Below are 13080 nucleotides of genomic sequence, written 5' to 3'. Positions count from 1 at the left end.
TTTCGATTTCCCCGCGGAGTAGGACACTAAAGCGGCGACCAAGACGATAGCCAATACGAGGATGGTGCCAAAGAAGCCAGACATTGCTGCTCTCCTATCCCATGGGGCGACGAAGCCGCACGGGCTTCGGCTTCGCAAAGTCACGGATCCACCATCCGCCATTAATCCATTCGATAGATAAACGATAGCAAAGAAGAACCCCGCCACGATAGTGACGGGGTTCTTCTTTGGTTTGCTACCGGACGCCAGGCAGCCGGTCCTCCACCGACTCTACAAGTAGAAACTACTTGATGATCTTGGTAACACGTCCCGAACCAACGGTGCGGCCACCTTCACGGATTGCGAAGCCGAGGCCCTCTTCCATAGCGATGGGCTGGATGAGCTCGACGGTCATCTCAGTGTTGTCGCCAGGCATAACCATTTCCGTGCCTTCCGGCAGGGTGATAACGCCGGTTACGTCCGTGGTACGGAAGTAGAACTGCGGGCGGTAGTTCGAGTAGAACGGGTTGTGACGTCCGCCTTCGTCCTTGGAAAGGATGTAGACGTTTGCCTCGAAGTCGGTGTGCGGGGTGATGGAACCCGGCTTGACGACAACCTGGCCACGCTCGACGTCGTCGCGCTTCAGACCGCGGAGCAGGAGGCCACAGTTCTCGCCGGCCCATGCTTCGTCGAGCTGCTTGTGGAACATCTCGATACCGGTAACGGTGGTCTTCTGGACCGGACGGATACCAACGATTTCAACCTCAGAGTTGATCGCGAGGGTACCGCGCTCGGCGCGACCCGTAACAACGGTTCCACGACCGGTGATCGTGAAGACGTCTTCGATCGGCATCAGGAACGGCTTGTCGCGGTCACGAACGGGGTCCGGAACCGAGTTGTCGACAGCTTCCATGAGGTCCTCGACGGACTTGACCCAAACCGGGTCGCCTTCGAGTGCCTTGAGGCCGGAAACGCGAACAACGGGAGCGTCGTCGCCATCGAAGCCCTGAGCGCTGAGCAGCTCGCGAACTTCCATTTCAACGAGGTCGAGAAGCTCTTCGTCGTCGACCATGTCGGACTTGTTCAGCGCGACCAGCAGGTAGGGAACGCCAACCTGGCGGGCGAGCAGAACGTGCTCGCGGGTCTGAGCCATCGGGCCGTCAGTGGCGGCAACCACGAGGATCGCACCGTCCATCTGGGCAGCACCGGTGATCATGTTCTTGATGTAGTCAGCGTGACCCGGAGCGTCTACGTGTGCGTAGTGGCGCTTCTCGGTCTGGTATTCAACGTGGGAGATGTTGATGGTAATACCGCGCTGGCGCTCTTCCGGAGCAGAGTCAATCGACGCGAAGTCGCGCTGCTCGTTGAGAGTGGGGTACTTGTCGTACAGCACCTTGGAAATGGCGGCAGTCAGCGTCGTCTTACCGTGGTCAACGTGACCAATGGTGCCGATGTTGACGTGCGGCTTAGTCCGCTCGAACTTTGCCTTTGCCACAGGTTCCTCCTAGAACGATTTCAAGTGAGTTGCTCCTCGGCCGCGCTTTTCGCGGCAGAAACTCCAGCAAGTCTACTTGGGGGCTTTGGATTTGGTGAAATTGCAGATTCAGGGACCAATGCTAGTACCTGGAGTCTGTTCGCGCAGGGGCCGGACTGCGGCCTGGGCTACAGCCCGGCGCCTGCACTGAATGCTTTCCCGGAACGGGCCAGCATCCTGGTTTATCCGTCGGTGATTACTCGCCGCGGGTCTTCTGGATGATCTCGTCGGCAACTGCCTTCGGGACCTCGGCGTAGCTGTTGAACGTCATGGAGTACACAGCACGGCCCTGGGTCTTCGAACGCAGGTCACCGATGTAGCCGAACATGCCGGACAGCGGAACATGCGCACGGATCACCTTGACGCCGGCGGCATCTTCCATGGACTGCATCTGGCCACGGCGGGAGTTCAGGTCACCGATTACTTCACCCATGTATTCCTCAGGGGTGCGGACCTCAACATCCATCAGCGGTTCGAGCAGAACCGGGTTCGCCTTGCGTGCGGCTTCCTTGAAAGCCATACGGCCGGCGATCTTGAACGCCATTTCCGAGGAGTCAACATCGTGGTACGCGCCGTCAATCAGCGTGGCCTTGATGCCGACAACCGGGTAGCCGGCCAGAACGCCGTCGTTGAGTGCATCCTGGATGCCCGCGTCAACGGACGGGATGTACTCGCGGGGCACGCGGCCACCGGTGACCTTGTTCTCGAACGCGTACAGCTCGCCGTCGGCGGTGTCCATCGGCTCGATGGCGATCTGGATCTTTGCGAACTGACCCGAACCACCGGTCTGCTTCTTGTGCGTGTAGTCGTGACGCTCTACAGCGCGCTTGATGGTTTCGCGGTAAGCAACCTGCGGCTTGCCGACGTTTGCCTCGACCTTGAATTCGCGGCGCATGCGGTCCACCAGGATGTCCAGGTGGAGCTCGCCCATGCCGGCGATGATGGTCTGACCGGTGTCCTCGTTGAGGGAGACCTGGAAGGTCGGGTCCTCAGCGGAGAGCTTCTGGATGGCCGTGGAGAGCTTCTCCTGGTCACCCTTGGTGTTCGGCTCGATGGCAACCGAGATCACAGGCTCCGGGAAGCTCATGGACTCGAGGACGATCTGGTTGTTCGCATCACACAGGGTGTCGCCCGTGGTGGTGTCCTTCAGACCGATCGCTGCGTAGATGTGGCCAGCGGTAGCGCCTTCAACAGGCATTTCCTTGTTGGCGTGCATCTGGAACAGCTTGCCGATGCGCTCCTTCTTGCCCTTGGTGGAGTTGACCACCTGTGCGCCTGCTTCCACGTGACCGGAGTACACGCGGATGAAGGTGAGCTGGCCGAAGAACGGGTGCGCCGCAATCTTGAACGCCAGGGCCGAGAACGGCTCGTCGGCGGAAGGCTTGCGGGTGAGCTCCTTCTCTTCGTCGCGCGGGTCGTGACCGACCATGGGCGGGACGTCGAGCGGGTTCGGCAGGAAGTCAACAACAGCATCGAGCATCGGCTGTACGCCGCGGTTCTTGAAGGCAGAACCACAGAGAACCGGGTAGAGCTCAGAGTTGATGGTCATCTTGCGGATGCCGGCCTTGAGCTCCTCGACAGTGAGTTCTTCACCGTCGAGGTACTTCTCCATGAGTTCCTCGGAAGCCTCGGCAACAGTCTCAACGAGCTGTGCACGGTATTCCTCAGCCTTGGCCTGGAGATCGGCGGGGATCTCCTGGACCTCGTACTTGGCACCCATGGTGACGTCACCCTTGGCATCGCCCGGCCACACCAGGGCGCGCATCTCAAGGAGATCCACGACGCCGATGAAGTCGTTCTCTGCACCGATCGGCAGCTGGAGAACCAGCGGCTTGGCGCCGAGGCGGCTGATGATGGTGTCTACGGTGAAGTAGAAGTCAGCGCCGAGCTTGTCCATCTTGTTGACGAAGCAGATACGCGGCACGTTGTACTTGTCCGCCTGGCGCCAAACAGTCTCGGACTGCGGCTCGACGCCTTCCTTGCCATCGAAGACAGCAACGGCGCCGTCGAGGACGCGCAGCGAGCGCTCGACCTCAACCGTGAAGTCCACGTGGCCCGGGGTGTCAATGATGTTGATCTGGTTCTTGTCCCAGAAGCAGGTCACGGCGGCAGACGTGATGGTGATGCCGCGTTCCTTTTCCTGTTCCATCCAGTCGGTCGTCGAAGCGCCGTCGTGCGTTTCGCCGATCTTGTGGTTCACACCCGTGTAGAACAGGATGCGCTCGGTGGTAGTGGTCTTGCCGGCATCGATGTGGGCCATGATGCCGATGTTGCGGACCTTGCTAAGGTCGGTAAGCACGTCCTGTGCCACGGTGTCTCCCTTTCGGATGGACTACACGTTCGCCGCCGGCTCAGGGAGCCGGCGGCGTACGGGAAGATTTACCAGCGGTAGTGTGCGAAGGCCTTGTTCGACTCGGCCATCTTGTGGGTGTCTTCGCGACGCTTCACAGCGGCACCGAGACCGTTGGACGCATCCAGGATTTCGTTCTGGAGGCGCTCGGTCATCGTCTTCTCGCGGCGGGCCTTGGAGTAGCCAACCAGCCAGCGGAGAGCGAGGGCGGTGGAGCGGCCCGGCTTGACCTCAACGGGAACCTGGTAGGTTGCGCCACCGACACGGCGGGAGCGGACCTCGAGGGAAGGCTTGACGTTGTCCATGGCCTTCTTGAGGGCGGCAACGGGGTCGCCACCGGACTTGGCGCGTGCACCTTCGAGGGCGCCGTAAACGATGCGCTCTGCGGTGGACTTCTTGCCGTCGATCAGAACCTTGTTGATCAGCTGGGTGACCAACGGGGAACCGTAAACGGGATCGGAAACTAGCGGCCGCTTCGGGGCCGGACCCTTGCGAGGCATATTACTTCTTCTCCATCTTTGCGCCGTAGCGGCTGCGGGCCTGCTTGCGGTTCTTGACACCCTGGGTATCGAGGGCACCACGGACGATCTTGTAACGGACACCCGGGAGGTCCTTCACACGACCACCACGGACCAGCACGATGGAGTGCTCCTGGAGGTTGTGGCCAACACCGGGGATGTAGGCGGTAACTTCAACGCCACCGTTGAGGCGCACACGCGCAACCTTACGGAGAGCCGAGTTCGGCTTCTTCGGGGTGGTCGTGTAAACGCGGGTGCAAACACCGCGGCGCATCGGGCTGCCCTTAAGCGCGGGAGCCTTGGTCTTGGAGACCTTCGGCGTGCGGCCCTTGCGGACCAGCTGGTTAATCGTAGGCACTTTCGTGTTCTCCGTTGGTTGATCTCTGCTCCGCGCCCAGATGTTGACCTGTGTTTGCGTGAGAGCTTTGGCGTTGTCCATGCGGCCCTGGTCCGAAGACCCGGTGGGCGTGCAAAAGTGCGGCATTCGTTGCGCACGTAGCCCGCAACCCGGAAACAGGCTCCACCCAACATCATGAGAACAAAACCGAAATGATGCTGCGGCGGCCTTCATCCACTGCCACACAGAACAATTACCAAAATTCTAGCATGGCTTGATCTGAGGCATTAATCGGGTGTAGAGGGGTGAACCACGATGGCGGGTGCCGGCCGCCGTCGTCGGGCCCTAACGGGAAGGACCCCGCACTCAGTGAGTACGGGGTCCTTACCTTGACTAGAAGACTAAGGGCAGGGCGGCAGGTTCCCTACGTGGCGCGGAACGCGACACGAAAGGGCCCGCCGTGCCCGTTAGCGGAAGTCGTTGCCGAGATCGTAGTCATCCAGCGGGATGGCGTGGAACTCGGGAGCTCCGTCGCCGCCCAGGGCGTCATACGAGAAGTCGGTGAAGGCGCTGGGGCCCGTGAACAGGCTTGCCTTTGCTTCTTCAGTCGGCTCCACGGTGACCTCGGTGTAACGGGGCAGGCCCGTACCGGCCGGGATGAGCTTACCGATGATGACGTTCTCCTTGAGGCCGAGCAGCGGGTCGCTCTTGCCTTCCATGGCCGCCTGCGTCAGAACGCGGGTGGTCTCCTGGAAGGAAGCGGCCGACAGCCAGGACTCGGTTGCCAGAGATGCCTTGGTGATACCCATCAGTTCCGGACGGCCGGAAGCCGGGGTACGGCCTTCGGACACCACGCGACGGTTCTCGTCTTCGAAGCGGCTGCGCTCAGCGAGCTCGCCCGGAAGCAGATCGGAGTCGCCGGATTCGATGACGGTCACACGGCGCAGCATCTGACGGACGATGACTTCCACGTGCTTGTCGTGGATGCCGATGCCCTGGCTGCGGTAAACGCCCTGGACCTCGTCCACCAGGAACTTCTGGGCGGCACGCGGACCCATGATGCGCAGAACCTGCTTCGGGTCCACAGGACCGTTGATCAGCTTCTGGCCGACGCTGACGTGCTCGCCATCCTCGATGAGGAGGCGGGAACGGCGCAGCACCGGGTAGGCGATCTCCTCGGAACCATCGTCCGGGGTGATGATGAGGCGCATCTGGCGCTCGGACTCTTCGATGGCGATGCGGCCGGCTGCTTCAGCAATCGGTGCAACACCCTTCGGAGTACGGGCTTCGAAGAGCTCCTGGATACGGGGCAGACCCTGGGTGATGTCGTCGCCACCGCTGGCGGAAACAGCACCACCGGTGTGGAACGTACGCATGGTCAGCTGGGTACCGGGTTCACCGATGGACTGTGCGGCGATGATGCCGACGGCCTCTCCGATGTCCACGGTCTTGCCGGTGGCCAGCGAACGGCCGTAGCAGAGCGCACAGGTGCCGACCTTGGACTCACACGTGAGCACGGAACGGACCTTGACCTCGGTGATGCCGGCCGCGAGCAGCTCGGCAATGACGACGTCGCCGCAGTCGGTGCCGGCAGCTGCCAGCACGGCACCCTTGGAGTCGACGACGTCGACGGCGAGGGTACGTGCGTAGGCGCTGTTCTCGACGTTCTCGTCAAGGACCAGCTCACCGTTGGAGTCCGGCACGGCGATTGCGGTCATGAGACCACGCTCGGTGCCACAGTCCTCTTCACGGACGATGACGTCCTGCGAAACGTCCACCAGACGACGGGTCAGGTAACCCGAGTTGGCGGTACGCAGTGCGGTGTCGGCCAGACCCTTACGGGCACCGTGCGTGGCGATGAAGTATTCCAGCACCGACAGGCCCTCGCGGTACGAGGACTTGATCGGACGCGGGATGATCTCACCCTTCGGGTTGGCCACAAGACCACGGATACCCGCGATCTGGCGGACCTGCATCCAGTTACCACGTGCACCGGAGGACACCATGCGGTTGATGGTGTTCATCGGGGACAGGCTGTCACGCATCGCCTGGGCGATTTCGTTGGTGGCCTTGTTCCAGATCTCGATCAGTTCCTGGCGACGCTCGTCGTCGTCGATCAGGCCCTTGTCGTACTGGCCCTGGATCTTGGCAGCCATGGTCTCGTAACCGGCCAAGATGGCCGGCTTGGAGGTGGGCACCTCGATGTCGGAGATTGCCACGGTGACGCCCGAGCGGGTCGCCCAGTAGAAACCGGCGTCCTTCAGGTTGTCCAGCGTTGCAGCCGTGACCACCTTCGGGTAGCGCTCTGCGAGGTCGTTGACGATCCGGGAAAGCTCGCCCTTGTCGGCAACAGCCTCAACCCACGGGTAGTCCTCCGGCAGGGTCTCGTTGAAGAGAACCTGGCCGAGGGAGGTCTGGACCAGTGCGGTCTGACCCGGCTCCCAACCTTCCGGAGCTTCCCAGCCGGCGTAAGGAACAAAGCCCTCAAGGCGGATCTTGACCTGGGAGTTCAGGTGCAGCTCGCGGGCATCGTAGGCCATGATGGCTTCCGAAACCGAGGAGAAGATGCGGCCTTCGCCTGCGGAACCAACGCGCTTGGTGGTCAGGTGGTACAGACCGATGATCATGTCCTGCGAAGGCAGGGTCACCGGACGGCCATCGGACGGCTTCAAGATGTTGTTGGAGGACAGCATCAGGATGCGGGCTTCAGCCTGCGCTTCGGGGCTCAGCGGCAGGTGGACTGCCATCTGGTCGCCGTCGAAGTCGGCGTTGAAAGCGCCACAAACCAGCGGGTGAAGCTGGATGGCCTTGCCTTCAACAAGCTGCGGTTCAAATGCCTGGATGCCGAGGCGGTGCAGGGTAGGTGCACGGTTGAGCAACACCGGGTGTTCGGTGATGATCTCTTCCAGCACGTCCCAGACCTGCGGACGGTAACGCTCGACCATGCGCTTTGCCGACTTGATGTTTTGCGCGTGGTTGAGGTCAACCAGTCGCTTCATCACGAACGGCTTGAAGAGCTCCAGGGCCATCTGCTTGGGCAGACCACACTGGTGCAGCTTCAGCTGCGGGCCGACGACGATGACCGAACGGCCGGAGTAGTCGACGCGCTTGCCGAGCAGGTTCTGGCGGAAACGGCCCTGCTTGCCCTTGAGCATGTCGCTCAGGGACTTCAGCGGACGGTTGCCCGGACCCGTGACGGGACGGCCGCGGCGGCCGTTGTCGAAGAGGCTGTCAACAGCTTCCTGAAGCATGCGCTTCTCGTTGTTGACGATGATCTCCGGCGCACCGAGGTCAAGCAGTCGCTTGAGTCGGTTGTTGCGGTTGATCACACGGCGGTAGAGGTCGTTGAGGTCGGAGGTCGCGAAGCGGCCACCGTCCAGCTGGACCATCGGGCGCAGTTCCGGCGGGATCACCGGGACGGCGTCCAGCACCATGCCGAGCGGGCTGTTGTTGGTGGTCAGGAATGCGTTGACAACCTTCAGGCGCTTGAGGGCACGCGTCTTGCGCTGGCCCTTGCCGTTCTGGATGGTGTCGCGCAGGGACTCCGACTCTGCCTGCATGTCGAAGTTCTCAAGACGCTTCTTGATGGCTTCGGCACCCATGGAGCCTTCGAAGTACATGCCGTAGCGGTCGCGCAGTTCGCGGTACAGGCCTTCGTCACCTTCGAGGTCGGCGACCTTGAGGTTCTTGAAACGGTCCCAGACCTGCTCGAGGCGCTCGATCTCAGCATCCGCGCGCTTGCGGACGTTGGCCATCTGACGGTCCGCGGAGTCGCGGGCCTTCTTCTTGTCGGCAGCCTTGGCGCCTTCACCTTCGAGGCGGGCAAGCTCGTCCTCAAGGTCGCGGGCAATCGTGGCGATGTCGCTGTCGCGGTTGTCGACGAGCTGCTTCTTCTCGAGGTCGTGCTCCACCTGGAGGTTCGGCAGTTCCGCGTGACGGCTCTCGGTGTCGACGCTCGTGATCATGTAGGCAGCGAAGTAGATGACCTTTTCGAGGTCCTTCGGTGCCAGGTCAAGGAGGTAGCCCAAACGGGAGGGAACACCCTTGAAGTACCAGATGTGCGTGACGGGAGCGGCCAGCTCAATGTGGCCCATGCGCTCGCGGCGCACCTTGGCGCGGGTGACTTCAACGCCACACCGCTCGCAGATGATGCCCTTGAAGCGCACGCGCTTGTACTTGCCGCAGTAGCATTCCCAGTCCCGGGACGGGCCGAAGATCTTCTCGCAGAAGAGGCCGTCCTTCTCGGGCTTGAGCGTGCGGTAGTTGATGGTTTCCGGCTTCTTGACCTCACCGTAAGACCAGCCGCGGATGTCTTCCGCGGTGGCGAGGCCGATCTGCATGAGGCCGAAGGAGGATTCGCTGGACATATGGTCCCTGTTCTCTCTTGTTCTCTAAATTCTGAAGTCTTGGGTTTACGGAAAGAGGCAGCAGCCTTGGCTGGCGGTCTGCACCGCCAGCCAGAGCGGCTGTTTAGACCTCTTCTACGGAGCTGGGCTCTGCGCGAGACAGATCAATGCCCAGTTCTTCCGCAGCCGTAAAGACTGCGTCATCAGAGTCACGCATTTCGATCGTCGTACCATCCGTGGAAAGAACTTCCACGTTCAGGCACAGCGACTGCATTTCCTTGATCAAGACCTTGAAGGATTCCGGAACGCCAGGCTCGGGGATGTTCTCGCCCTTGACGATGGCTTCGTAGACCTTCACGCGGCCGTGGATGTCGTCCGACTTGATCGTCAGCAGTTCCTGGAGGGTGTAGGCAGCGCCGTATGCTTCGAGCGCCCACACTTCCATTTCACCGAAGCGCTGGCCACCGAACTGTGCCTTACCACCCAGCGGCTGCTGCGTGATCATGGAGTACGGGCCGGTGGAGCGTGCGTGGATCTTGTCGTCCACCAGGTGGTGGAGCTTCAGGATGTACATGTAGCCCACGGAGATCGGGTCCGGGAACGGCTCGCCGGAGCGGCCGTCGAACAGACGGGTCTTGCCGGAGGAGTCGATCAGGCGGTCGCCGTCGCGGGTCACGTTGGTGGAATCCAGCAGACCTGTGATTTCCTCTTCGCGTGCACCGTCGAACACCGGGGTGGCAACGGTCGTCTGGCCGGTTTCACGAGGCAGGTTCGGGAGGTTCTTGACCCACTCCGGCTCGCCTTCGATCTTCCAACCGGTCTTGGCAACCCAACCAAGGTGCGTTTCGAGCACCTGGCCGACGTTCATACGACCCGGAACACCCAGGGGGTTCAGGACGATGTCCACAGGGGTACCGTCAGCAAGGAACGGCATGTCTTCGATCGGGAGGATCTTGGAGATGACGCCCTTGTTACCGTGGCGGCCGGCGAGCTTGTCGCCGTCGGTGATCTTGCGCTTGGCGGCAACGTAGACGCGGACCAGCTGGTTGACGCCCGGGGGCAGCTCGTCGTCGTTGTCGCGGTCGAAGACACGCACGCCGATGACCGTGCCGGACTCGCCGTGGGGAACCTTCAGGGAGGTGTCACGCACTTCGCGGGACTTCTCGCCGAAGATCGCACGGAGGAGGCGCTCTTCCGGAGTCAGTTCGGTTTCACCCTTCGGGGTGACCTTTCCGACCAGGATGTCGCCGGCTTCAACCTCGGCACCGATGTGGATGATGCCGCGCTCGTCCAGTCCTGCGAGGACTTCCTCGGACACGTTGGGGATGTCACGGGTGATTTCCTCGGCACCAAGCTTGGTGTCGCGGGCATCGATCTCGTGCTCCTCGATGTGGATGGAGGAAAGGACGTCCTCAGCGACGATGCGCTGCGACAGGATGATGGCGTCCTCGAAGTTGTGGCCTTCCCAGGACATGAATGCCACGAGGAGGTTCTTACCGAGGGCCAGTTCACCTTGGTCCGTTGCCGGGCCGTCAGCGATGATGCCGCCGACTTCGAGGCGCTGGCCTTCGTTGACCAGGACACGGTGGTTGTAGCAGTTGCCCTGGTTTGAACGGGCGAACTTGTTGATGCGGTAGCTGGTTTCCGTGCCGTCGTCGTTGAGCATGGTGACGAGGTCAGCGGAAACTTCGTTGACGACACCGGCCTTCTTCGCGATGACAACGTCACCGGCGTCGACGGCGGCAGCGCGCTCCATGCCGGTACCCACGAACGGAGCCTCGGAACGGACCAGCGGCACAGCCTGGCGCTGCATGTTGGCACCCATGAGTGCGCGGTTTGCATCGTCATGCTCAAGGAACGGAATCAGAGCGGTAGCTACGGACACCATCTGGCGCGGGGAGACGTCCATGAACTGAACTTCGCCGGCCGGAACCAGAACGGGCTCGCCTCCACCACCACGGGCACGGACAAGCACGGTTTCTTCCGCGAACTTCTTGTCGGCATCCAGCGGTGCGTTGGCCTGTGCAATCAGGACTTCGGCTTCGTCGTCCGCGGTGAGGTACTGGACCTCATCGGAAACGACGCCCTCGGACACCAGGCGGTACGGAGTCTCGATGAAACCGAACGGGTTGATGCGGCCGTAGGAAGCCAGCGAACCGATCAGGCCGATGTTCGGGCCTTCAGGAGTTTCGATGGGGCACATACGTCCGTAGTGGGACGGGTGAACGTCTCGGACTTCCATGCCTGCGCGGTCACGGGACAGACCACCCGGGCCAAGAGCCGACAGGCGGCGCTTGTGGGTCAGACCCGAGAGCGGGTTGTTCTGGTCCATGAACTGGGACAGCTGGGACGTTCCGAAGAACTCCTTGATGGCTGCCACAACAGGGCGGATGTTGATCAGGGTCTGCGGCGTGATGGCTTCGACGTCCTGCGTGGTCATGCGTTCGCGAACAACGCGTTCCATACGGGACAGGCCGGTGCGGACCTGGTTTTCGATCAGTTCGCCGACGGCGCGGATGCGACGGTTGCCGAAGTGGTCGATGTCATCGATCTCGACTCGGAGCTCGTGGTCTTCGCCATCGCGCTTGCCCATGAGGGTCTTCTCGCCGGCGTGAAGCGCGACGAGGAACTTGATCATGGCCACGATGTCTTCAACGTGCAGGACCGAAGCTTCCTTGTCGCCAAGGGAGCGGTCGATGCCGAGCTTGCGGTTGATCTTGTAACGGCCAACCTTGGCCAGATCGTAGCGCTTGGCGTTGAAGTACAGGTTGTCCAGCAGGGACTGGGCAGCCTCGACAGTGGGCGGCTCGCCCGGACGCAGCTTGCGGTAGATGTCCAGCAAGGCGTCTTCGCGGGTTTCAGTGGCGTCCTTCTCCAGCGTTGCGCGCATGGAGTCGTACTGGCCGAACTCTTCGAGGATCTGGCCTTCGGTCCAACCAAGGGCCTTCAGCAGAACGGTGACCGACTGCTTGCGCTTGCGGTCAAGGCGTACGCCGACCTGGTCGCGCTTGTCGATTTCGAGTTCGAACCACGCACCGCGGGACGGGATGATCTTCGCAGTGAAGATGTCCTTGTCGCTGGTCTTGTCAGCGGTGCGCTCAAAGTACGCGCCCGGCGAACGGACCAGCTGGGAGACGACGACACGCTCGGTGCCGTTGACAACGAACGTTCCCTTCTCGGTCATGAGAGGGAAATCGCCCATGAACACGGTCTGCTGCTTGATTTCACCCGTGTTGTTGTTCATGAACTCGGCCTTGACATACAGCGGTGCCGAGTAAGTGGCGTCACGGTCTTTGCATTCGGCCATGGTGTACTTCGGATCAGCGAACTCCGGCTCGGAGAAGCTCAGGGACATAGTGCCCTGGAAGTCCTCGATGGGGGAGATCTCTTCGAAGATGTCGGCAAGTCCGGAGGTGGTGGCGACGCTCAGGTCGCCTTCCTCGACAGCCTTCGCTACCCGCGCCTGCCAGCGTTCGTTTCCGACCAGCCAGTCAAAGCTGTCTGTCTGCAGTGCGAGCAGATTCGGAACGTCCAGCGGTTCGTGAATCTTTGCGAATGAGAGCCGGCGAGTTGCACCATCGGTGCTTGCCGTATTAGCGGTTTCGTTATTAGAGGTGCTCGAGGCGACCAAGAGGGATCCTTCCACAGACCTTCAGGCGTTTTCAGATCTCCCCCGCTTGCACCCTGCAGATTGAATCCGCAGTGTACCTTTCCGGTTCCGCTATATGACCCGGGACCCCGGCTGACCAAGACCATGCTCGTTCTAAACGGCACGTCTATGACGCAGCTGAGAGGTAAAGCCCACCGCTATATGAAGGCTGAAGGTTAACAGGGAAGACGCAAATATCCACAATACGGCAAATCAACCCACCTGTCTACCCCACATCTCGCCTGAATGCAAGCACCGTTGCTGCAGGCACCTATGCGGGCCGGCCCCTTGATGGCGTGGGCGGAATGTTGATCCGGGCTCCATTGTTGAATGGAGAGGTGATGGGCGCCACGGTAGCCTAGGCTCA

General features: G+C 61.4%; 6 protein-coding genes. All 6 read right to left on the bottom strand.

The window, feature by feature from the left end:
- Positions 1–283 precede the first annotated feature (283 nt).
- Positions 284–1474 (bottom strand): elongation factor Tu, encoded by a 1191-nt coding sequence (gene tuf, locus ACFVTG_RS05270; protein WP_059387357.1) that lies wholly within the window; start codon positions 1472–1474, stop codon positions 284–286.
- A 235-nt stretch (positions 1475–1709) separates the two neighbouring features.
- The gene (fusA, locus tag ACFVTG_RS05265) at positions 1710–3824 is read right to left on the bottom strand and encodes an elongation factor G (RefSeq protein WP_284755113.1); all 2115 of its coding nucleotides are present in this window, start codon (positions 3822–3824) and stop codon (positions 1710–1712) included.
- 68 nt (positions 3825–3892) lie between these two features.
- Entirely contained in the window at positions 3893–4363 is a 471-nt protein-coding gene (rpsG, locus tag ACFVTG_RS05260) for a 30S ribosomal protein S7 (protein WP_059387355.1), read from the bottom strand.
- A 1-nt stretch (position 4364) separates the two neighbouring features.
- The gene (gene rpsL, locus ACFVTG_RS05255) at positions 4365–4739 is read right to left on the bottom strand and encodes a 30S ribosomal protein S12 (protein ID WP_009358312.1); all 375 of its coding nucleotides are present in this window, start codon (positions 4737–4739) and stop codon (positions 4365–4367) included.
- A gap of 446 nt (positions 4740–5185) precedes the next feature.
- Positions 5186–9085, bottom strand: a complete 3900-nt coding sequence (locus tag ACFVTG_RS05250) for a DNA-directed RNA polymerase subunit beta' (protein WP_284755100.1) — start codon at positions 9083–9085, stop codon at positions 5186–5188.
- Positions 9086–9188: 103 nt separating this feature from the next.
- Entirely contained in the window at positions 9189–12695 is a 3507-nt protein-coding gene (gene rpoB / locus ACFVTG_RS05245; RefSeq protein ID WP_284755098.1) for a DNA-directed RNA polymerase subunit beta, read from the bottom strand.
- Between the last annotated feature and the right edge of the window lie 385 nt (positions 12696–13080).

It is taken from the genome of Arthrobacter sp. NPDC058127 (assembly GCF_042884555.1).
GTDB lineage: Bacteria > Actinomycetota > Actinomycetes > Actinomycetales > Micrococcaceae > Arthrobacter.
Note: the sequence above shows the minus strand (reverse complement) of the source record. Positions and strands in the feature narration are given on the sequence as shown.